General features: G+C 53.5%; 15 protein-coding genes. 1 reads left to right on the forward strand and 14 read right to left on the reverse strand.

Annotated elements, in window-relative coordinates; genetic code table 11:
• Window positions 1–334 precede the first annotated feature (334 nt).
• Entirely contained in the window at window positions 335–1,459 is a 1,125-nt protein-coding gene (locus FYZ48_RS11200; RefSeq protein WP_149340354.1) for a hypothetical protein, read from the forward strand.
• A 159-nt stretch (window positions 1,460–1,618) separates the two neighbouring features.
• Here FYZ48_RS11200 and FYZ48_RS11205 read toward each other — a convergent pair whose 3' ends face one another.
• The 14 genes from FYZ48_RS11205 to FYZ48_RS11270 form a co-directional block, all read right to left on the reverse strand.
• Entirely contained in the window at window positions 1,619–3,058 is a 1,440-nt protein-coding gene (locus FYZ48_RS11205; protein WP_149340356.1) for a DUF1501 domain-containing protein, read from the reverse strand.
• An 18-nt stretch (window positions 3,059–3,076) separates the two neighbouring features.
• Window positions 3,077–5,887 (reverse strand): DUF1553 domain-containing protein, encoded by a 2,811-nt coding sequence (locus FYZ48_RS11210; protein WP_187781974.1) that lies wholly within the window; start codon window positions 5,885–5,887, stop codon window positions 3,077–3,079.
• A gap of 309 nt (window positions 5,888–6,196) precedes the next feature.
• Window positions 6,197–6,709 (reverse strand): hypothetical protein, encoded by a 513-nt coding sequence (locus FYZ48_RS11215; protein ID WP_149340360.1) that lies wholly within the window; start codon window positions 6,707–6,709, stop codon window positions 6,197–6,199.
• Window positions 6,710–6,786: 77 nt separating this feature from the next.
• A complete protein-coding gene (locus FYZ48_RS11220) occupies window positions 6,787–8,085 on the reverse strand; it encodes a DUF1501 domain-containing protein (RefSeq protein WP_145185112.1) in 1,299 nt (432 codons plus the stop codon).
• Window positions 8,086–8,179: 94 nt separating this feature from the next.
• Window positions 8,180–10,936 carry a DUF1549 and DUF1553 domain-containing protein gene (locus FYZ48_RS11225; protein ID WP_242022581.1) on the reverse strand — a complete coding sequence of 919 codons (2,757 nt, stop codon included), beginning with the start codon at window positions 10,934–10,936 and terminating at the stop codon, window positions 8,180–8,182.
• Window positions 10,937–10,987: 51 nt separating this feature from the next.
• Entirely contained in the window at window positions 10,988–11,659 is a 672-nt protein-coding gene (locus tag FYZ48_RS11230; RefSeq protein WP_149340362.1) for a hypothetical protein, read from the reverse strand.
• A gap of 11 nt (window positions 11,660–11,670) precedes the next feature.
• Window positions 11,671–12,243, reverse strand: a complete 573-nt coding sequence (locus FYZ48_RS11235) for a hypothetical protein (protein ID WP_149340364.1) — start codon at window positions 12,241–12,243, stop codon at window positions 11,671–11,673.
• A 35-nt stretch (window positions 12,244–12,278) separates the two neighbouring features.
• Window positions 12,279–12,812, reverse strand: a complete 534-nt coding sequence (locus tag FYZ48_RS11240) for an RNA polymerase sigma factor (protein WP_187781975.1) — start codon at window positions 12,810–12,812, stop codon at window positions 12,279–12,281.
• A gap of 320 nt (window positions 12,813–13,132) precedes the next feature.
• Entirely contained in the window at window positions 13,133–14,170 is a 1,038-nt protein-coding gene (locus FYZ48_RS11245; protein ID WP_149340368.1) for an alpha/beta hydrolase, read from the reverse strand.
• Between the two features lie 299 nt (window positions 14,171–14,469).
• The gene (locus tag FYZ48_RS11250; RefSeq protein ID WP_149340370.1) at window positions 14,470–16,677 is read right to left on the reverse strand and encodes a molybdopterin oxidoreductase family protein; all 2,208 of its coding nucleotides are present in this window, start codon (window positions 16,675–16,677) and stop codon (window positions 14,470–14,472) included.
• 27 nt (window positions 16,678–16,704) lie between these two features.
• Window positions 16,705–18,450 (reverse strand): DmsC/YnfH family molybdoenzyme membrane anchor subunit, encoded by a 1,746-nt coding sequence (locus FYZ48_RS11255; RefSeq protein ID WP_149340372.1) that lies wholly within the window; start codon window positions 18,448–18,450, stop codon window positions 16,705–16,707.
• Window positions 18,451–18,453: 3 nt separating this feature from the next.
• The gene (locus tag FYZ48_RS11260; RefSeq protein ID WP_149340374.1) at window positions 18,454–19,224 is read right to left on the reverse strand and encodes a ferredoxin reductase; all 771 of its coding nucleotides are present in this window, start codon (window positions 19,222–19,224) and stop codon (window positions 18,454–18,456) included.
• Window positions 19,225–19,239: 15 nt separating this feature from the next.
• Window positions 19,240–22,203 (reverse strand): nitrite reductase large subunit NirB, encoded by a 2,964-nt coding sequence (nirB, locus tag FYZ48_RS11265; protein WP_149340376.1) that lies wholly within the window; start codon window positions 22,201–22,203, stop codon window positions 19,240–19,242.
• Between the two features lie 64 nt (window positions 22,204–22,267).
• On the reverse strand, window positions 22,268–23,647 hold the full coding sequence (locus tag FYZ48_RS11270; protein ID WP_149340378.1) for an MFS transporter: 1,380 nt from the start codon (window positions 23,645–23,647) through the stop codon (window positions 22,268–22,270).
• Between the last annotated feature and the right edge of the window lie 325 nt (window positions 23,648–23,972).

A 23,972-nucleotide genomic window follows, 5' to 3' on the forward strand; every position in this document is an offset into this window, starting at 1 on the left:
AAACATGGGCAAAAAAATAACTGCCCTCAAACAGGCTTCTCTGTGCTTTAGTTTAGATGTTTGACGTAAGTGCTTTGAGGGGAATGCCTCACACTTGTTCGTGTTAAGCAACACAACCCCGTCAGTGTGAAACCTTGCGGTTGTCGATTTTACTTTTTTATGAAATTCGTTCCAGAATATTTTTCGACCTCACGCGCGAATTCTATGAGTGGCGAAATAGAATTAACAGATAAAAATGTCGCATTTTGTGTCGAAGTCTCACGATAAAGAAAAATCGCATTCGACAGATTCGGTTTTTCTCATAATCGATAATCAAGGATTCAAGGAAACAGAAATGGATATCAAGCTGATGTGTGGTGCCGGGGCGGCACTGCTCTTCAATCTGCTGACTGTATCGACTCAAGCTGACGAGCCGACACTCTTCGATTCACCCGATATTGAGCTGGTAAGTGCATCTGCAGAACCCGCCGAATTACAGCTGTCGGGGGCAGAAACGGAAGTGGGCGTGACACCGGATGCCGTCTTTACCGCGTATGAAGCCATGCCAGAGGCAGCCCCCTGCCAGACCTGTCAGACTGATTGTGGCTGTCAGCAGTTCTGCCAGTGCGATTCCTGCCAGGGCTGCACACTCTGCGACCGCATTCCCCTGCTCAACCGTTTTCCCAGCGATCCCTGCTTCAAACACTGGATCATGCCCGTCAGTAACCCTGTCTGGTCGATCGACCCGCGTTCCCTGACCTACGTCCGTGGTGTGTTCGTCAATCAGATGATCGACTCACAAACCCCCGTACTGGGAGCCGGCGACCTGCAGGTTTATGCTCTGCAGCTGGGAATCGCCTTAAATGAGCGTCTCTCGATCATCGCTGTCAAAGACGGATTCAATACGTTACAGACACGCGGCGTCGGCAATGCACACGGCTGGGCTGATATTGCCGCTGGTGTGAAATACGTGCTGATCCGGGATGTCGATAATCAGTTCCTGCTCTCCACCGGGATTATCTACGAAGCCCACAACGGCAGCACCCGTGTCTTTCAGGGGAATGGCCAGGGGATCTGGAACCCCTTCCTGACCGGGGGTAAAGAACTGTGCAACGGCGGACACTTCATCGCCAACGCCGGTTTCCATCTCCCAGCAGACGACTTCGATAATTCCACCTCCTTCTGGTACAGCCTGCACTACGATCATCCACTGACCGATAAACTCTCCGCCCTGGCCGAAATGAACGGCATCGTCTACACGAAAAGTGGTGGTGCTCTGCCGGTCAACTTCGAAGGGGGCGACTGGATCAACCTGGGCTCATCAAACGTAGCGGGTAACGATGTGATCACCATGGCCTTTGGTGCTGACTACAAAATCAACGAGTGTCTCTCGTTTGCCGGTGTCTGGGAATTCCCTGTGACCGAACGCAAAGATCTGCTCGACAGCCGTACCACCGTCACACTTACTCTCACCTTCTAATTTCGATAACAGTGATTACATAAGCGCCAGTTATACCGGGAAAGGAGGTCCTGTATCGCATTAACGGACACTAGACTAATTTAAACGACAGCAGGTTCGCAAATGGGGGGTCATTTGCGAACCTGTTTGCTTGCGCTTGTCAGTAATGACTTTGTGAAATCAGGCGAACAGATCGTGGACGATGCGACCTTCCACATCGGTCAGGCGGAAGTCGCGACCGGCGTGTCGGTAGGTCAGCTTTTCATGATCGATCCCCAGCAGGTGCAGCAGCGTGGCGTGCATGTCGTGCATATGGACCTTGTTCTCGACCGCTTCATGCCCGAATTCATCGGTCGCTCCAAAGGTAAAACCAGGTTTGACACCGCCGCCACACAGGAAGTGTGTAAAACCTTTCGGATTGTGATCGCGACCATCGGCCCCCTGTTTGAATGGGTTTCGACCGAATTCGCCTCCCCACCAGATCAGAGTGTCTTCCAGCAGCCCGCGCTGTTTCATATCGGCGATCAACCCCGCGACCGGCTTGTCGGTTGCCCGGGCGTGGATCTCGTGCTTCTGAATTTTACTGTGCTGGTCCCAGCGGGGTGTATTCGCATTGTCGGAATAGTTGACCTGAATATAGCGGGTCCCCGCCTCTGCCATTCGACGTGCCAGCAGGCACTGGCGTCCAAAGTCGTCGGTCGCTTCATCCCCAATGCCGTACATTTTGAGCGTCGCCGGAGATTCCTCAGACAGATCGGTCAGTCCCGGAGCATGTTGCTGCATGCGGAACGCGAGTTCGAACGAATTGACAACCGCCGCCAGTTCATCATCTTCCCGATAGGACTGCAGCTGGTCGCGGTTCAGCGACTGCAGTAATGCCAGTTGCTGACGCTGCTTCCTCAGTGGAACCTGACCATTGGTGATATTATTAAAGCGGGCCTCACTGGCGGGCTGCCCTGCTCTCCCCAGTGCCGTTCCCTGGTAATGTGAAGGTAGAAATGCGTTGGAGTAATTGCGCGGGCCACCATTGCCGTAAGAGGGTGATATTGTAATGAAACCGGGGATGTTTTCGTTTTCAGTTCCCAGGCCATAAGTAATCCAGGAGCCAATCGAAGGCATGATCAGATTCGTAGTCCCGGTGTGCAGAAACAGCGTGCTCGGACCATGGGCGACACCATTGGTGTGCATACTGTGAATGAAGCAGAGGTCATCCACATGACGTCCGATTTCCGGAAACAGATCGGATACCCAGTGCCCGCTCTCCCCGTACTGACGGAATTTCCAGGGGGACTGCATGATCTGCTCTTTGCCGTAGGTCCCTGTCTTGGCGATGCTGCGGGAATTCTTGAATTCCATTTTCTCGCCGTTCTTCTCTTCGAGCAGCGGTTTGTAATCGAAAGTATCGACCTGACTGGGGCCCCCCTGCATGAAGATGAAGATGATCCGCTTGGCCCGGGCCGGGAACATCGGCTGCCGGGGTGCCAGTGGATTGCCGGTAATGGGACTGGGTGTATTACCCCCTGCCTGGGAAAGCATTCCGTTCAGGGCCAGCGCTCCGAAACCGCAGGCGGAAGAACGCAGCAGTTGACGTCGTGTCACAGGGTTATATTGAACTGACATGGAATCACTCCAGGTGCGTTATTGAATGTAGCGAAAATCAATACAGGCAATCATGGTCTGACAGAAGGCGGTCCAGGCTTCGATCTGTTCCGAAGCGGTTTCTGTCTGCGACAGTTCCAGGAATCGCTCTGCATTTGCCTTCTCTGTTGCGTATGGCAGACGTCCCAGCATGATCCGGAACAAGGCGTCGATGCGGGCTGACTGATCGGCGGGATAGTCGTGATGCACGCGCCGTGCGATCTGCTCGGCCTGCTGCATCACGAAGGGGTTATTCATCAGATACAGCGCCTGTGTGGACAGAGTACTCGTATTCCGACGACCTACGGAAAGATTGGGATCGGGGAAGTCAAACACTGCCAGCAGTTCGTGCAGACGATTGCGGAATACCGGGATGTAGACACTGCGGTAATTGTTCTTGAACTCGTAACCGTATTCTGATTTCGTACCGGGACGAACCGTCTGATCGTGCTGCTTGAGGTCGAGGTCACCGCTGACAAACAGAATCGTGTCGCGAATCGCTTCCGCATCCAGTCGACGGTGGTTCTGATGCGTCAGCAGGCGATTGTCCGGATCGGCAGCACGCTGTGCAGCCGTGGAATGACTCGAGAGCCGATAGGTTCGCGACAGAACAATTTCACGAATCAGGGCCTTGGTTGACCAGCCATTTTCGATCAGACGCTGTGCCAGGTAGTCGAGCAGTTCGGGGTGCGAGGGTGTTTCTCCCCGTACTCCGAAGTTATCCACGGTTCGCACCAGTCCGGCACCGAACAGATGCTGCCAGACGCGATTCGCATACACGCGGGCGGTCAGTGGATTCTCCGGGCTGGCAACCCATTCCGCCAGTTGCAGACGTCCACTGGCATCAGCGGGAATCGCCGGAGCCGACTCAGTCTGTGCGACACTGAGAAATCCGCGCGGGACCTTCTTGCCCAGTTGATGCACATTCCCGCGAATCAGCAGATGATAATCCCCAGGCTCCTCCCCTTCGTAGACCGACATGATTTCCGGCACTTCCGGAGGTGCGTTCTGCTTGCGTTCGGCAATCTCGTCCCGAATGGATTTGATTTTACGCTGTGTGGCTTTGATCTTACTTAAGGTCTGCTCGTATTCGGGATTGACTTCCGGTTCTGATTCGCTGGTAGAGTTGCTGACGGGAATCGACACGAAGCGGATCGCATCGACAATCACATAGCCATCGGTGCCTTCATTCGAGACAACGATTTCTTCTTCCTCTGTTCCCCGGAAGTCAAACTTACCCAGGGAGGCGAATGTGCCATCCGTCGGTTGCAACTGCTGGTTGACATACACGGTCTGCTGACCGGTTGCGGTCTTAATGGTGACGGGCACACGCGAAGCGCGGGACTCCGCTGAGTTGTAAGCCAGCTGCACATCGTAACGCCCCGACTTGAGCTGTCGCGGCGTGAATTTGACCAGCTTTTTGCCTTTGGCCTGTTGCTGGTCGTGGATGTAGCCTTTGCCGATGAAGTCTTTATAGAAGGTGGATTCCTTCCAGTCTCCTACCAGAGTCGCGGAAGAATCATCGAGTGTGATCGTATTCAGTTCCGCCTTCAGTTGTTTCAATTCTTTCTGGCTGGCCTTCTGCTCAGACGTGAGTTGTGCCAATGCTTTCTCATACTCGATTCGCGCCTGTTCCTGCTGTCCCGGTAGTGGCAACGGACGCTTCGTCCAGCCGGAAACATTACCGGGGGTCAGCACCCTGGTGCTGCGGAGAATGCCGGCCAGGGCGTAATAATCGGAAGCGGGAATGGGATCGAACTTGTGGTCGTGGCAACGGGCACAGCCAAGCGTCATCCCGAGGAAGGATCGACCGATGGTCTGTATCTGCTCATCGATTACGTCCATCCGCAGTTGTTCTTTATCCTGCTGTTCGTAATTGGTCGGTCCCAGCAGCAGAAAAGCGGTCGCAATGAGTTGGTCCTGACGCTCGCGGAAGTCGTCTGTGTCAAGCAGGTCGCCTGCGATCTGTTCTTTGATGAACTGATGAAACGGCTTGTCCTCGTTGAAAGAGTCGATGACATAGTTGCGATATCGCCAGGCGGAGTTATACAGCAGAGAACGACCTCCGCCCGTTGACTGAGAGAAACGCGCCACGTCCAGCCAGTAGCGGCCCCAGCGTTCGCCAAAGTGGGGGGAATCCAACAGTTGGTCGACCAGGCGGGCCGTCGCATCCTCGCTGGTATCGTTCAGGTGCTCATCGATCTGGGCGGGAGTTGGTGGCAGACCTGTTAAGTCGTAATACAGGCGGCGTACCAGGGTCGTTCGATCAGCGAGTTCCGACGGCTGCAAAGCCTGCTGCCTGGAACGAATGAAAGCATCGATGGGACTCTGCTTCCAGGCCTGTTCTGTGACCTGGGGAGGATTCGATTGCTTTACAGGCTGGAAGGACCAGAACTGCCGACCCTGTTCGAGATCGATCTGCTGGCTGACAACCTTGCTTTCGCCTTTGCGTGGATCGGGAGCCCCCATTTTGATCCAGGTTTCGAAATCCTGAATGATTTCATCGGAGAGCTTTCCCGACGGAGGCATTTCATAACTCTCGAACCGCAGTGATTCGAGCAGCATGCTCTCTTCAGGTTTCCCGGGGACAACAGAAGGGCCAGAATCGCCCCCCTGCAAGGTTCCCGCGCGGGTGTCCAGCAACAGTCCGCCGCGAATCGATTTCGCATCTGCGGCGTGACATTCATAGCAGTGTTTGATCAGAACCGGTCGAATTTTCGTTTCGAAGAATTTAACCTCATGATCCTTGAGCGGGGCTTCTTCTGCGGAGAGATCCTGCAGGTTCGTGAATGTTAATGCTGCAATAGCCATTAGAAGCATTAACCAGGATTGTCGCGCGTGCCGCCGCATTGCCAGTACTCCTCACCTCTGAAACAGAGAGATGGATCTGTCGATCTTCAGAAACAGACGTATTTAATCAACTTATGTTTATATCAAGATTTACGTGTGGAAACAACTCTTTTTTGCCTGCCTGACTCATTCACATTCATTCATATCGGGGATATCTGGTGCGAAGATACAAAAAAAATCCCCCGACTCGGTTTACGGAATCGGGGGAGCGAATAGTGACAGGCTTGCCTGTTCCTTCAGCACGTTGGAACAGGCACCTTATCAACAGAACTAGCTGTTCTTCTTTTTCTTTTTGCCAGCTTTACCCGGTTTTTTGATTTTGGCGAGCTGTTCTGAAGTCAGAACTGATTCCAGCTTGCCACGGACTTCTCCGTTCAGTTTGCGAGTAGCAGCAGTCACTTCTTTCATCTGCTTTTGCTGCTCGTCAGTCAGTTTGACGGCTTCATCTACAGATTCACGAAGTTCTTTTCCTTTTTTGCCCGCATCTTTCGCTGCTTTCATGGCTTCCCGACGGGCTTTCAGCTGATCAGGAGTCATAATTTCGCGATTTTTCTTCTGCAGAGCGACAAATTGCGGCGTGTATTCTTTCTTCAGCGCGGCAACTTTTTCTTTCTGTTCTGCACTCAGTTCGATAGAGTCAGGCAGGTTCAGGGCCTGGATCCGAACTGCGGGCTGCTTCTTGTTGCCTTTTTTCTTTTTTGCACCTTTTTCAGCTGCATCAACAGTCGCGACACAGGCCAGGATCAGAGCAAAGGTCAGAAGCGCTTTCGATACTTTCAACATTCGTATTCCCCCTCAGGAAATTATATAAAATGCCAGAGAACACCATTGCACCTGGCGGTTGAAACCAATGCTCAGTTTCAGCTGAACAGTTCGTTAATCACGGAACCATCGCGTACGATTGTGATCGGACGACCGGTGTTCGTGTGGTATTCCCGGGTAAAGTCAATTCCCAGGTTGTGGTAGAAGGAAGCAGCGACATCGTCGGGAGACCGACCGGCGTCAGCAGGCTCGGTACCATTGGCGGTACTCTTGCCGATGACCTGGCCGCCTTTGACCATGCCACCTGCCATCAGCATGAACATACAACGGGGGTAGTGATCCCGTCCGCCACGCTGCGTGTTGATCTTGGGAGTACGTCCGAATTCCCCGGTGACGTACACTGCAGTGGTTTCCAGCAGACCCTTTTCAGCCAGTCCGTTGAACAGAGCAGACAGCCCTTCATCGAACGGAGGCAGCAGGCGGTTTTCCAGGCTTTCCCAGTTGTTGCGGTGTGTATCCCAGCCCCCCATGGAGACCGTGACGAACCGCACTCCAGATTCCACCAGCCGCGATGCCAGCAGACAGCTCTGACCAAAACTTGATTCGCCGAACTGTTTCGTGAATGCCGGCGATTCTTTCGAAATGTCGAAGGCATCACGGGCACGCTTGGAAGTGATGATGGCATGCGCCTGCTGTCCAAACCGATCCAGACCTTCGATCAACTGCGAATTCTTTTCCAGGCTGTTGAAAGTCTGGTCGATATCCCGCAGCAGTGTCTCGCGGCGTTCGATGTTTTCGACGGTCAATCCTGAACGCAGCGAAATGCCACGCACGTTGAACGGCTGACCGGGACGCGGAGTCGCACCGGTATTCAGCGGAGCGTACTTCACTCCCAGGAAGCCTGGCTTCTGAGTGGAGTTCGGAATCGAAACATAAGGTGGCAGGTTAGCCGGTCCTGGATATTCCTTGGTGAAGACCGCACCATATCCCGGGTATTCCAGTGAAGGCAGCGGACGGCTGCCGGTGTTGACATACTCGCGACCCAAAGCATGCGCGGCAACGGAGTGAGAGACACCCCGCAGCAGAGCGTACTTATCCATGCAGGAAGCCAGTTTGGGCAGATGCTCGGAGATCTCGATGCCACTCACATTCGTTTTGATCTGCTTGAATTCGCCCCGGTATTCACTGGATGATTCCGGTTTGAGGTCGAAAGTATCCATGTGGGAAGGACCGCCGGAAAGCTCGATGAAGATGGCGGAAGTCGCCTGCTTCGGTTTTGCTTCGCCGGCATCCACCATCCGCAGATAAGAGGAGAGAGTCAGCCCGGTGAAACCGAGCGTCCCGATTTTCAAAAAGTCGCGGCGCTTCACTCCATCGCATGTCATAGATACGGCCATTAGAGTTCCTTTCAGAATGAGGTGCCTGAATCACGGCGTTCAGGCTGTGTGTGGATGTAATTGTTTGAATATGGTTCTTGTCTGCTGAAGCGGTTTAGTGATTCAGCATGAATTCTTTGGTATTCAGTACGGCCCAGATCAGGTCGTAAATACCAGCCATTTTGTCTTTCGATTCTTCGATGTACTTCTTCGCAGACTCGGTTTCCTGTTCCGTAGGGTAACGGCTCAGGCTCCGCAGGTATGTCCGGGTGATGATCTCTTCGGTTTTCTCTGCGGAGATCGGTTCTTCCAGGGTTTGCACCTTGGCCGGACTGTTCTGGGCACGACCTGCGTTCTGTCGGACTTTCTTCAGTTCTGCAGTCAGATTTTTCAGACGCTTTTGAGCCTGTTGCAGCTGCTTTTTCTTATCTTCCTGCTTCTTGAGCTGGGCAACCCGCTGTTTCAACTGTTGAGCCTGCTCTTTGAGCTGATCGGCACGGTCGTTCATGCGAGTTTTCTGAGCATTCTTAGCTTCAACGGCTCCCAGTTGCTGTCCCACCTGGAACAGCCAGCTGCTGTTGGAGCGGTTGATGGCGGAATACACATCGTTGTCGTTCTTGATGTACATGGTCTGCAGCAGGCTGGGATCGACAGAGCGATCGCAGTCACAGTTGCTTTCCCGGGTCGAGCGTCCGAAGATCGTCAACGCGTATTGCTTATCGCGGAGAGCCCGGTTGCGGACACCCGAAGCTGCGATGCCGATAGCCCGTTCGCCGACACTGTTCTTCATGCTGTCGATGGCATCATCTGAAGCGGTTGCCTGGTGAATCGCATCGTAGAGCACTTCCGCCGGCATCCGGTGAGGAATGTAGTGGCTGAAGTTGACTTCATCGAGTTCGTTAGTCGGGTTGGTCTTCCAGCTGCGCTGGTAGGTGTCGCTGTTGGCGATTTCCCGGTGCAGCCATTTCATGTCGTAATCGTGTTTCACGAATTCACGAGAAAGGTAATCCAGCAGCGGAGCATTGCTCGGAGGGTTGGCCAGGTTCAGGTCGTCAGCCGGTTCGATGATGCCCCGGTTGAAATAGGCAGACCAGACACGGTTCACGAATGCTTTCGCGAAGAACGGGTTGTTTTCCCGACGTAACCATTCCATCAACGCAGCGCGGGGATCATCCATTTCGTTGATCTCGACGACTTCGGCTCCCAGGAGCTTGGCGGTTGCCGGGCTCTGGTTACGTCCCTGTCGACGCTGCTTTTTGTTTTTGTTCTTATTTTGATTCTTGTTCGCAGGACGGGCCTTGGGAACATACACTTCCATGAAAGGTACGGTTTCCCCTTTGTTGACCTGCTTATTCAGCTCACGGAGTAACTGGTTACCGCGGAGCTTGTCTGCACCCAGCTCTTCGACCATCGCCGCATATTCATCGCGTGACTCGGGATTGACGCCGAAGTTGACGCGGGTAAAGAAGCCGCGGAATTCTTTGAAGTCGTTCTGGGTCCACTGGTCAAAGGGGTGCTTATGGCACTGGGCACATTGAATGCGAATCCCCAGGAAGGTATAGGCAAATCCGAGTACCCGGTCATCTGGGTTACGGAAATTCCGCCGTGCCCAGTAGTAAGGCATATGTTCGCGATCAGCGAAATCCTGCCCTGGTTTGTCCTGGTAAATTGCGTTCATGTTTTTGGTGAACTGATCGAAGTCTTCCCCTTTTTCCCGGCTGGTGGCCAGCAGGATGCCTTCGACAATGTCGTCATAGCCAGCGTTGTCTGTAACACGTTTTTTAATCCAGTCGTACCATTCCTGGCTCGGTTTATCGCGAACGGGAGCGACGTTGATCAGATCATCATAGTTATTCTGAGTGAAGTCGCAGAGCTTGGTGGTCCACCAGGCAGCGTAGCCGGGGCTTTCCAGCAACTCGTCAATCTTCTCAGCACGCTTGTTGGGGGAGGTGTTCTTGAGGAAGGCTTCCACTTCATGCGGTGCGGGTAATGTTCCGGACAGATCCAGGCTGACGCGGCGGAGGAACTCGGTGTCATCACAGAGATCTGCGGGGACCACACCCAGTTTCTGCAGTTTGTTGACGACCAGCTTGTCGACCTTGGTTGAGGCAGCAACCTGTGGATACTTGTCGCCATACTGATCGGAAACGGGCTGCAGTACGGGAACGGGGATCACGCCGGCATCGTAGAACACGACCACGTGCGTATCGCCTGGTTTGTTGGAAGTGACAAGACCTTCTTCATCGATGGTTGCGATCTGCTCGTTGTTCGTCTGGAAGCGGCAGATGGGTGTTACGTTTTCACGAGTACCATCAGACCAGACGGCAACTGCTTTCAGCTGAACGGTTTCCCCTTCTTTGCTGAACTGAATTGCATTCGGAGTGACTTCCAGGCGATCGAACTTCGGTGCGTCTTTGGGTACTCCCTGTGCACCGCCGGCAATCCAGCGGGTTAGCAGGCGATGTTGCCAGCTGTTGAGCTCGAAACGTTTGCCCCCTTCGTGTTCGATTTCATTCAGAGGCTTCTGAATGATCAGGCTTTTGCCGGGTTCTTTCATGTTGACCCGGTCAGCTTCGGCGTTGGTCAATTCTTTGTGGTCCATGACGAAGTCGTAACCGAACAGAGACAGACGGAAATCGCCTTTGCCCTGGAACGAACCGTGACAGGCGCGGCCGTTACAGCCCAGTTTCCCCAGCAAGGGCACGACGTGCTGCTGGAACTGGGGGACTTCCTGGGTGGATTCATCAGCATACCGCTGATCGACCGGCTGTTTCACCTGATCGGATTCTGCTGCGGTCGCTGTCAGGGAAAACAGCGCCAGCATACCTGCTGTGAGAGAGTAAACACTACGATAGAGTTTGAGTGATTTCATACCACACCTTGCAATAAGGAAGACAACTGTGTCTGTCAAAAGGTAATCCGGTTACTTTTTGTCGCTTGTTTTGGACTTGGTTTTCTTGAGATTTCGCTTAATACGTTTCAGCTCGGCATCGACGAGCTGGTCCCGGTTCTGTTCCATCTCGGAGATGGATTTCTCCAGTTTCTGCAGACGCTTTTCTGCGGATTTCTTATCGTGCTGCAACAGTTCCAGCTGCAGATCCACGCGCTGCTTCAAAAGTGATTTGAGTTCCGCCTGGTCTGCATCGCTCCCCTTGATCGAAACCCGGGCCGCCAGCAGACGAATGCGGGAATCGACTTCCCAGCGTTCGAGTGTCAGGCGATAGCGTTCGCCGTCCCGATGTTTGAACCGTTCGAGACGGGTCAGTGTTGTATCCAGGTCACGGACGGCCCGACGGTATTCACGGGGACGATGTTTTTTGAGTCGTTCGATCAGTTCGGCAAGCTCGGGGTGATGCGAGCGGGCAAACTCCAACGCCTGTTTTTCACGCTCCGGGGAGAGTGCACCAGCGTTTTTGGGTTCTTTCCGGGCACCGTCTGCTTTGTCCCCTGCTTTCTTCGATGCTTCTTTGGAAACATTGACGGTATCAGAGGCCCGGGGATCTTCCGCGGAGAGCGTACTGCCGGTGATCAGGGTCAGGCAGAACAGACAGACCCCGGTCAGGAGCGGACATTGATCGGCGGTGAAACGGTTCATACTTCGCATGCTCAATTAACGCTTTCTTCCGGAAGTGATACAGCCGTGTAGAGCCAGTCTGGAACTTCCAGGGACTGGTTGTCAGCGAGCACATTCTGTTGATCGCTGAATTCGACCGTTTCCGTATTCATGTTCGAGGTGAGCGCGACGTTGCTTTCCTGGGAAGACTCAGCCCAGAGGCTCAGTAAATATTCGGCGTCTTCAGTAGAAGGTTCGGCCTGAGCGGTGGGAATCGTGGGGTTGTCCGTGGTGCCAGTCGATTTGAACAGACTGGGAACCAGCAACGCTACAGCGGCGGCGGTGGTCAGCAGTCCCCAGAAGGCCCAACGGGTAGTTGAGGTCGCGACCGGCTGTTGAGCAGAAGCGACTGTCTCCTGCCCGGCAGGTTGGGCCGCGATGGACTTCAGACCGGCAACCAGCTGAGTGGCATGAGCCAGTGCTTCGCGGGCAGACTGCTTTTCGGCCAGCAGGGATTCGAACTGCAGGCACTCCTGCTCCGAAAGCTCATTGGCCACGTATTGAAACGCCAGCCATTCCAGGTCGCCGGTTTGATCTGCATTCAAATTGTCAGGTGAATTATTCATAGCGGTCATCTTAAACAGTGGCGGGCAAGTGAGACTCAGGAATCATCCGAGGGTGAGTTCAATTGCCGGGACAGTGTTTGAATCGCGAGCCTCATTCTGGTGAGCACCGTTCCCAAAGGGACCTCCTGTTCTTCCGAGATCTCTTTGAAGGTCTTGTTATCGTAAATCCGGGCGATGACAATCACCCGCTGGTTGTCTGGCAGGCTTTCAAGGGCCTGTCGGATCTGTTCCTGGTTTTCGTGATCCAGAAGTCGCTGATCTGGTGCCTCGTCCCAGAACTGGCTGGTCATCTGACTGAGATCGTTCAGTGACTTCCTGTGGATTTTATCGCGACGGATAAGGGCCATCGCTTCATGGTAGGCGACACGAAACAACCAGCCCTTGCGGGTCTCTTCCCGAGACTGACCTCCTGACTGGAGTGCTTTGGAAAAGGTGAGCTGGAATGCTTCATCTGCCAGATCATGGTTGCGGAGCATACCCGTCAAAAAAGCGCGCAATTCGCCTGCATGTGTCTCAAACAGTTGATGGACGATCTCGGGGGCGAGCTTGCCATCGTTACCGGTGGCCAATATCTACTCCCGTTTACATAACAAAACCACGGCTTTTAGTAACAACGATGCACGAGCAGGCGGATTTATTTTCAGAATCTCGAATAATTCTGAAAGATCCACAAAGAATACTGGGAAGACATAAGTCCCATTATGGCAAGTGGATAGGGGGTATTTATCTGTCCCAGGGCGGATTAATTATCCGTCAGAATACTCCGCTTTCACGAGAGATGCAAAATAAATTCGCGGTTTCTGACGGCTCGTGTGACGGACAGCATTGAGTATCAGTCAGGGCGTGACAGTAAACAGTGAGGTCTGGCAGGCGTAAATGTACAGTGTTTTCAGTTGCTGAAATAGATGGCCGGCACGATGGCTTCCGCAATTTGCGGGTGGCTGTAGTAGTTAGGGAACATGTGGCCTCCCCCAACACACTGTGAGACGTCGATATCGTGGACGCGGTTGACGCCATCTCCCAGTTTACGACGGTCCAGCCAGGTAAAGCCGGTCTTGGCAAGCGCCCGACGTGAGATCGGCGCGAGTATCGGATAGAACCGCAGAATCCGGTCCTTATGGTTTCTCAGGTTGACCAGGCAGTCAGTGCAGTTCAATCCGCAGCCATAACGCTCCCCGGGGTTCAGCCAGTTGTGATTGATCGCCGCAGCAGCAAAGACGACGCGGAAGTGCCGACAATTGCAGCAGATTTGCAGTCCACAATCCTGCAGGGAAACTCCCTGAATCGATCCACCGCCAATCAGGTGCATTGTAGAAGCGACCACACGGGCACCGTGACTGTGACCCAGCAGGCTGATCGGGTGGTGGGGCGGCAGTTCGGCGATCAGTCGTGAAACATAGAAGCCGTTATACTCAGCCCGTTTCCCCAGGATATTGACATCAACGGGAACAATCTTCGTCGTTGTATCATCACTGGGCCAGGTAAAGAAGATTACATTTAAAGGCAGCTGCGGGGCCGCGTTTCTCAGCCAGAGATACGTATTATAGGAATCGAGGAGTACGCTCTCCCATTTGACGAAACTCCCATGCACCATGATGCAGATGGGGGCATTCGGATCCAGGGACTGCAGCAGACTCTCCATCGACTGTGTTGAAACCTGCCCGGCTTCGTCTGAGTGATAGACATCAAACTCGCAGCAGGGACAGCAGCACTTGCTCTTCTGCATACAGCAACGCGAACTGACGACCCAGTAATTGATCTCTGGAACGCAGGAGGTGCAATCCGGGGTATTCACGCATTGTCCCGGCTCCTGGTCGCAGCCCGGTGCAGGAGGCACTCCCTGACCAAATACGGGAGCGACAAACAGCAGTAGACAACAGAAGATACCCGCCTTGAGATGCATGGATTGAGTTTGCAGTAAATTCATGGGCCCGGTTTATGAAATTCAATGGATGAGGGGGTGTCATCGTCTCACATGCAGCGCGCACTGTCTGAGGTAATTTCCCGCAAGTGCTTATAGAGGGGTATCGGTAATCGCCGGGACTTTTTAGCGCAATTTAATACAAACTCCGGTTCTACCGACGCGGGGATGATATTTTGCAGAAATGGAGCCGAAGGGGCAGATTGTGCTTAAGTGCCAGTATGCGGATGCGTGGCCAGACAGGTCACGTGTGGGAGAAATGTTCCTGATTCCTGGAAAGAAATCGATCCAGTCTTCCGGGGGCGTCACTCATTAATAATCCGCACAGCACAACATTTATAGGAAGGCTGACTGGAGTGCGGATCGAAGACGGCATCGGTCAACTGGTTGGTCTCTTCATAATGCATGGGAATGAAAAGCTGTCCCGGTTGGACCGACTGGGTAATAAACGCGCGGGCTTTCAGACGGCCGCGTTGTGACTCCACAAAGATCAGGTCATTAGGTTGAACGGAGTGCTTCTGCGCGTCCTCCGGATTGATCTCTACATAAATCCGATTGGGATACAGCTTCCGCAGGACATCGGAATTCCGAGTGCGGGTCTGTGTGTGCCACTGGGAGGCAGTGCCCCGTCCCGTCAATAAGACGAAAGGATACTGTTCGCTGGGCGCTTCCGGCATCCTGGTCGGTTCAGAAAAGATAAACCGCGCCCGACCATTCTCGTGAAAATAGCGACCATCCTCGAACAGTCTGCGTTGCTGTTGTGGTGGTTCCGTTTCACTGGCTGCAAACGGCCACTGGATTCCCCCCTGCTCTTCGATGGCGGTATAGTCTTCGATCCCGGAGAAATCACAGGCCTGGCCGGCACTCAGTTTTTTCATCAACTGGAAAACTTCCGCGGGAGAACTCCACTGAGAGAACATTTCACCGCAGCCCCAGTACTGGGCGATCAGTTTGAAGATAGAGAAATCAGACAACGCCTGTCCCGGTGCCCGTTTGATGCGTTTGACCCGACCGATGCGACGTTCTGCATTAATGAAGGTCCCCTCTTTCTCGCCCCAGCCTGCAGCAGGCAGGATGAGATCGGCATGACGCGCCGTTTCGGTGTTGTGATACATGTCCTGTACCACCAGGAAATCGAGCCGGTCCAGAATGTCGCGGGCCTGTCCCTGGTTGATCCAGGAATGCGCGGGGTTCGTACAGATAACCCACAGGCCTTTGATTTTACCAGCCAGAATCCCTTCCATAATCTTATGGTAAGGCAGACTGTTCTCAGCGGGAATCCGATCCACGGGAATGTCGAGAATATCTGCAACCTTCGCCCGATGGCGGTCATTCAGGAAGTCGTGACCACCCAGCAGGTTGGTGGTATTACTGAAAAGACGCGATCCCATCGCATTACACTGACCAGTAATCGAATTGGGACCAGTGCCGGGCCGACCGATGTTCCCCGTCATCAATGCCAGGTTGATGATCGCCTGGGCGGTACGCACTCCCTGGTAACTCTGATTGACCCCCATGGTCCACCAGAACGAAACCCGTTTGCCTGTGTGAATCAGTTCGACCAACTGTTCAATCTTTTCCTGGCTGACGCCGGTTTCAGCAGTGATGCGATCCAGCGGATAATCGCGCACATGGGCTTTGAATGCGTCAAAGTCTTCCGTGTGTGCCCGCACGTAGTCCGCATCGACATATCCCTTCTGAATCAGTAACTGGGCAATTCCGTAGAACAGAGGCAGGTCTGATTTGGGAGCGATCTGCAGATGCAATGTCGACTGCATCGCGGTTTCCGTCTTCCGCGGGTCGACAACAACGATCTGAGGCGAATGGGGGTTCCGCATCACACGTTCCCACATGATCGGATGCGCGATACAGGGATTCGCGCCCACAAAAACCAGTACGTCTGATTCTTCAAGGTCCTGGTAAGTGAATGGTGGTGCATCGAAGCCGAAGGACTGCTTGTAAGCAGTCACCGCTGAAGCCATGCACTGACGCGTGTTGCCGTCTCCATGTTTCATACCCATTCCGAATTTGGCCAGCGCGCCCAGGAAAGCCATCTCCTCGGTGACCATCTGACCGGTGCTTAGGAACGCGACCGATTCGTCGCCATGCTTTTCCTGGATGGCTTTGAATTTACTGGTAAACAGGCTCAGTGCGGAATCCCAGTCGACCGGCTCCCAATGATTGGGAGACTTTTTCACCAGCGGGCTGATGGCCCGATCCGGCGAATCGAGCACCGACAGTGCTTCCCAGCCTTTGGGACAGGCCATGCCCAGATTCACGGGATATTCGGTCGTGGGACTGATGCAGACTCCCTCGCCGTTTTTCAGATGAATATTCAGATTACATCCGGTACCACAGAATCCGCAGACCATTTGAGTGGTCGCATCGGGTAAATTTTTCTCAGGGACTTTGCCCAGACCGAAGCCGCCGGGTGAGAGCAGTAATTCCCTGGTAAGATGGCCCTCTTTCTGATGAATCAGAGAGCTTAATTTTGATTGATCGATAATCGACATCGAAACACCGAGTCCTGTCCGAGTAATTTAGTGGATCACACCAGGCATGCGGGGAGCGGCTACCGCAGAGAAGAACAGATAACGTTCGAGGAGTTCACCAGCTAAACAGGCTATGAATAAAATACTAACAGTAAAAAACAGAGTCAGGTTCTGAACCGGTTGCGTCTGTTGGTTCAGCAGGAACAGAGGCATCAGAATGCCTCCTAAAATACCGCAGGCAAAACGGGCCAGCGTCACGCTGGAGAGTTCACCACTCATCAGCAACGCAGAACGTTTTAAAGGCGAGTTCTGACGCCGCAGCAGATACCGGAAGATAGAAGCTTCAAAACCCAGTTTGAGCACGGTCGTCACAATTAGTGCTTTGGAGAGAATCGGTCCGGCCTGTGCCAGCAGCAGATTGGTCGCGGCAGAATTGACTGTCAGATTCAAGGCGAAAATGACCACCCAGGTGGAGGCAATCCCCAGCAGCGCCGCGGTGAGCACAAACTTGGTTGTGGTGGCTTCGAAACTCCAGAATTCACGTTTGGTAAAGACATAGATCATGATGGAGCAGAAGATCCCAACTGCCCCCAGGGCACTGACCAGCCAGCCCGCGGCTGGTTGCCAGACCTCCCAACGGGGTAACAGTGATCCGGCAAACCAGGTCAGGCCGGCATAGACCTGCGCCGCACCGGCAAACACACCAAAGGCCAGGATTTCCCGGCTCAACCAGGAATGCTTGAGTCCGAGAATACCACGGAAGGCATACAAAGGACGCCCCAGGTGCAACGTGGAGGCCCCCAGTGCCAGCAAACCAAAGAGTAAGGCTGTCGTCGCTGAGAGGCGTACCATCACCGATGTGGTCTCCGCACTGAGAAAGTACTCCAGCACGGAGCCGGTGAAAAAGGCACCAACAGACAGTTGTGTCAGCACCAGCATGATCACCAGAGGGAGATGTGCATGTTGTGGACGGGCAGAATAGTAGTCCGCCGGCAGCGTATTCCGCGGAAACGGCTTGCGTGATTTATAGGTGGTTGTGGGATACGTGTGTTGTGGATCGGGGGCTGCGGGAAGAAATGTGTTGATTTCCGAGTCAGCCAGAACCTGTTCTTGATTGACGATATCAATCGAAATCGCCTGGTGCGGACAGGCCTGCACACAGGCCGGAGCTTCGCCGTCTGTCAACCGCTGACTGCACATGTCGCATTTACGGACAATCCCCTTTTGGCTGTGATACTTGGGCACATCGTAAGGACAGGCCAGCGTACAGTACTGGCAGCCGAAGCACTGATCGTCGAGATGTTTCACAATTCCCGTGATGGGATCTTTTTCATACGCATTCACCGGACAGGCCTGCATGCAGCCCGGGTCCAGGCAGTGATGACAGGCGGTGGTGACGTGCTGATAAATCGGGTCCTGGCTTGTCCCGCCGATCAATAGACCCACGTCGCGCCAGGTTTCATTTTCATCCAGCCCGTTCATTGAGTGGCAGGCGGTGACACAGGCTTTGCATCCCGAACAGCGATCCAGGTCCACCTGAAATGCGTACTGTTCGTCGGACTGCGGTGATTTGGAAGGAATCAGATCCGCATAATAACGCGACTGAGCCGGCAGGGCTTCTGCTTCATACTGACGGGCAAATTCGTCGACGGCGGTCAGAGTCTGTTGCTCTTCCAGCAGCAGTGAAATCAGGTCGAATTCCTGATGACAGGTGGCTGTTCCCTGTGAAGCCGGGTTGTTCCCATCCAGAGGCGCGTCTGAACCGGTGTTTTGTTCGTCGAAGTTGAAGCTCATAAGTTAACTGTTTTTTCGTTTTTTATGGAATTGCTCGCTGTGAATCAGTTCCGCCGGGGCTCCCATTTCCTCAAGACGCTCCTGGAATTCCTGATTGAAATCCCGGGGCCCACACAAAAAGAAACGGCAGCTGGGAATCTGAGGTACTCGGGAACTGATGAAATCGAAGTTGAGATGCCCGCAGTAACCCATCCAGTGGGGGACCGGCTGTGAAAGTGTCAGGAAGTAATGAAAACCCGGTAACTGGGTCATGAGTTGACGTGTTTCCTGATCGAAGATGACATCCCGATGTGTACGCGCACCGTAAAACAGGTAGCAGGGTCTGTTCTCCTGCAAATCATTCAGATAGCGGACGATGCTCATCATGGGAGTGATTCCGATCCCGGCACAGAGCAGAATCAATGGCTCGGTGTGGTGTTCCGGATCATAGTAAAACTGGCCCAACGGTCCTTTCAGACGAAGCTGACTGCCGCGCTGCACCTGTTCAAAAAAGTAATTGCTGGCCTCCCCTTTTCGGTTGCGTTTGATCGTCAGGTCAATTCGTTCCGGACGCAAAGGTGAAGAACTGATGGAAAAACTCCGCCAGACTTCTTTGCCCCGGATATCCAGGCAGACCTTGATAAACATTCCCGGTTTGTGAACCGGCAGTTGGCCCTGCAGGTTGTCCAGACGAAAGGTGCAGACATCCTCGGCTTCCTGAATCACATCACAGACAGAAAGGGTTACCAGTGTTTCGTTTTGTTTTCGTTCGTCTTCCGGCTTCGATAGGATCATTTCTTAAACCTGTGCTTAGTGAGCGCCAGCACATACTGTTTGGTTAATTAATTCATCGAGTACCTCGGGAGCAGGCAGCTCGAGGTAAACGTTTTCCTCTGCATCAACTTTAACATTGAATACCTTGACTGCATATTCTTCATCCCCGCTCAGGCAGGAACCGTTCTCCAGGGAAAAAGTTTTCTTATGCAGCGGGCAGGCAACTTTGGGGATCCCGTGTGAATCTCCCACGATGCCCCGTGAGAGTACCATTGCCTGCTTATGCGGGCACATCTGCTGACAGGCAAACCATTCCCCGCGACTTTCGAAGTTGAAGACAGCCAGCTGAGATTGACCATATTTGACGGTCGATCCCGATTCCGCAGGGAAATCGCTGACCTGCCCCACCTTGACCCATTTGCGTGGCGGTTCATCCGTTACGGGGGCCGGTGGTTCAGCAGCCTGCAGGCTCTCGAGCGGAACAAAGTCCGGTGCCCAGTCGACAGGTCGTTTCTGACCGCGTTGTGGAATGAGCTCGATTGATGGTTCGTGTTCCTCGGTATTGACGAACTGTTCAAACAAACGTCGTTTGTCAGGATTATCAACGACCGCTTTCCATTCACAGTGATAGCTGTCGACCAGCGACTGCATCATGGCTTCGAGTTCGTCACAGATTCCCAGCTTGTCTTCAATGACTACTTCACGCAGATGGTCGATTCCCCCTTCCAGCTTATCCAGCCAGGTGGCGGTGCGCGTCAGTTTGTCTGCGGTCTGAATGTAATACATCAGGAAGCGGTCCAGGTATTTGATACAGGTTTCTTCTTCCAGGTCCGAAGCAAACAGGTCGGCGTGGCGTGGCTTGGCTCCGCCATTTCCACAAATGTAGAGGTTGTATCCATTCTCAGTCGCGATCAGTCCGAAGTCTTTACTTTGCGCTTCCGCACATTCCCGGACACAGCCCGAAACGCCCCCTTTGATTTTATGAGGTGCACGGATTCCGCGGTAGCGCTCTTCGAGGCGAATTGCAAAACCGACCGAATCTCCCACTCCGTAGCGGCACCAGGTGGTACCTACACAGCTTTTTACCGTTCGCAGGGCTTTGCCATAAGCGTGTCCGCTCTCGAAACCGGCATCAATCAGTCTTTCCCAGATTCGGGGCAGATCATGCACTTCGGCTCCAAACAGGTCGACCCGCTGACCTCCGGTGATTTTCGTATAAAGTCCAAAATCCCGGGCGACTTCACCGAGTACGATCAGTTTTTCTGGCGTGATTTCACCACCGGGAACACGGGGGACTACGGAATACAGACCACCCCGCTGCATGTTTGCGAGGAACCTGTCATTGGTATCCTGCAGCGGTGCATGATCCACAATATGCTCGTTCCACAAACTGGCCAGAATCGAAGCGACGGTTGGCTTACAGACTTCGCAACCATTGCCGGCTCCGCAATCTGCAATCACTTCAGCAAACGACTTCAGCTTTTTGATTTTGATGATATTGAACAACTCGGTGCGTGAGAACTCGAAGTGCTCGCAGAGGTGGTTGTTAACCGTGATTCCCGCTGCTGCCATCTCGGCTTTGAACACGTCGGTTACCAGTGGCATACAACCACCACAGCCACCGCCTGCTTTGGTGCAGGCTTTGACCTCGTCGACCGATGTCAGTTCCTGATCCTGAATCGCCGCGCAGATCTGTCCCTTCGTGACATTGTTGCATGAGCAGATTTGTGCTTCGTCAGGCATGTCCGCAGCACTGCCACCGGGAATCCCCCCTCCGCTGCCCACGACCAGTTCGTGCGGACTGCAGGGGAGCTTGTCTTCTGACTTGGCCAGCAGGGACAGACTGCCGTAATCGGAAGCATCTCCAATCAGGATGCCTCCCAGCAGGTGAGTCCCCTCGGTGTTGAATACCAGTTTTTTGTAGACGCCGTTAAACGGGTCTTCGAAGGTCAGGCTTTTGGAAATGTCAGGCCCCGCTTCGTAATCACCGAAGCTGGCAACATCGACGCCCATCAGTTTGAGCTTGGTTGAAAGATCGCTGCCCGTAAATTCCGCTTCGCCGTGACACAGATGACTCGCTGCCACCTCAGCCATCTGATAGCCGGGAGCGACCAGGCCGTAAACCATACCGGAATGCAGGGCGACTTCGCCAACTGCATAGATGTCAGGATCGGAGGTCTGTAGAAAGTCATTTACCAGGATCCCGCCACGCGGTCCGACTTCGAGATCGCATTGTCGGGCCAGTTCATCACGGGGACGGATACCGGCAGAGACGATGATCATATCCAGATCCAGGGTAGAACCATCCTGAAAGAGAATTCCTTCGACGCGTGATTCCCCCAGAACCTTGTCGGTGGCTTTGTTCAGATGAACCTGGACGCCCAGTTCTTCAATCTTCTGTACCAGCACTTTCGAACCCGCGTCATCGATCTGACGAGGCATGAGCCGGGGGGCAAATTCCAGCACATGTGTCTGGAGCCCCAGGTCGAGAGCCGCCTTGGCTGCTTCGAGTCCGAGCAGACCGCCACCGATGACTGCGGCCGTCTTGGACTGTTTCGCGTAAGCGATGATCTGTTCGAGGTCGTTGATCGTACGATAGACGAACACCCCCCGGTTTTTAATCCCCGGCACGTCCGGCACAAAGGGGTAGGAACCGGTGGCGATCACAACTTTATCATAGGGGATTTCCACCCCTTTCTGGGAGCGGATGATCTTATTTTCACGGTCGATACTCACGGCCCGATCGGAGAGATGCAGGTCGATCTGATTTTCCGCATACCATTCTCTGCGGGCCAGCATCAGTTTTTCCGCGTCATTGTGGGCAAAAAACTGGGTCAGGCCAACGCGGTCATAAGCGGCCCGGGGCTCTTCACAGAACGTGGTGATTTTATATTCCTGTTGCTCATCCTTATCAACAAGCTGCTCGCAAAATCGCAAGCCGACCATTCCGTTGCCGATGACGACGACATTCTGCTTGTTGTCGAAGTTCTGCTGAATCACGTTATCCTACCTTTTAATTGAGCACTTGAAGTTTAATATTTGAGTTGCTTTTCTGGTCAGTCGCTTATTGTCCCATGGAAGGGGCGAGTTCCTGTTCGACCGGTTGAGGGGCGAGCGCTGATTCATGCGCCAGGCGGGCTTCTTCTTCCATTTCCTCACTGAACCGCACAAGGAAGGTCAGAAAAGCACAACAGGTAACGATCGCTCCCAGAATGAACAGAGCGGTTGGCCAGTTGATGGCCTGGGTTTTAAACAGGAAACCTGCTGTGACTGCCCCGGCGTTTCCACCGGCGCCGACGATACCTGAGACGGCTCCCAGCGCTTTTTTGTTGATGAACGGTACAACTGAGTAAGTTGCCCCTTCTGACATCTGTACAAACAGGCTGAAGACGATCAGTGATGGCAGTGCCATGGCGAGAACACTCATCTGTGAGAAGATCATCAGAGCGATGCCTTCACAGAAGACGGCGATAAACAGCCATTTGACACGGCCGCTGAGTCCCCACTTCTGTCCGAAGCGGTCACCGAATATTCCCCCCAGGGTTCGAGCGAAGATATTCATCAGTCCGAACATCCCCGCAAAGAGACCGGCCATTTTCACAGCCTTGGTCGTATCCATGCTTTTGAAGTAGTTGAAGTAATCGAGAAAGTAGAGGGCTGCCACATTGTTGATGGTCAGTTCGATTCCGAAACAGGCACCATAAATCACGAACAGCGCCCAGACGCGATGGTCTTTACAGACATTCAGAAATTGCCCTTTCTGCTGAGCTTTCTGAGGCATCTTGCCTGCTTCCCGGAGTTCTTTGAAGTTCCCGTCAGGAGCATCCTGGGTCAGAAAGTAATAGGCGATTCCAGTCAAGGCACACACCAGGCCGGCGAGAAACATCGATGCGCGCCAGCCGATCGAATCGCTGAACCCGAGAATGCCGACGAACAGTCCGAAAATCAGTGGCATCACCATCTGAGTCACACCACCTCCCAGGTTTCCCCAGCCGGCGGTGGTCGCATTCGCGGTTCCCACACAGTTCGGTGCGAACATTAAAGAGGTGTGATACTGCGTGATCACAAAAGCGGCCCCGATCGCCCCAATGGCGATCCGAAAGATCAGGAACGTGGTATAATCATGTGCGAAGCCGATCCCCATCACCGGAATGGCTCCCAGAACCAGCAGCCAGGTATAAGCCAGGCGGGGGCCAATCTGATCACAGAGCCAGCCGATAAACAGTCGTGCGATCACGGTAATCGCAACCGAGCCGATAATGCACCAGCCAATCTGCTCCTTGGTCAGACTCATTTCCTCGCGGACAATATTCATCAACGGTGCGATGCCGAACCAGGCAAAGAAACACAAAAAGAAAGCAAACCAGGACATATGAAATGCCCGCATCTGGGGCGTTGAGAAGTTAAACAGGTTGATCCGGGTTGCTTTGTTTTGAAGTTCCATTTTCTGAGAGCTTTCTTGTGGATTCGAGGTGAACTCGAGACTGCTTCCACTCTCTTCAGTAAAATGTCGTGGCGGATCGACGATCTGCGCAGAGATACCCTGCGTAAGAATGAGAGAGGAGTTAGACTGTGTCTGTCGGGATCAGTCAGTCTCTGCTGCAAGCATTGGAAGGAGCGCGGCACTAATGGCTTGCAGACGAATTTGAGATATCAATTGTTGAATGCTTCGGCTTTAGTTCATGTTCAATCAGATATTCTGTGATGACTGCGACTCCACTAGCGCAACAGAGCCCGCAGAAAGGTTTACCGACAGGATGTGAAGCACG

Source organism: Gimesia chilikensis, from assembly GCF_008329715.1.
GTDB lineage: Bacteria > Planctomycetota > Planctomycetia > Planctomycetales > Planctomycetaceae > Gimesia > Gimesia chilikensis.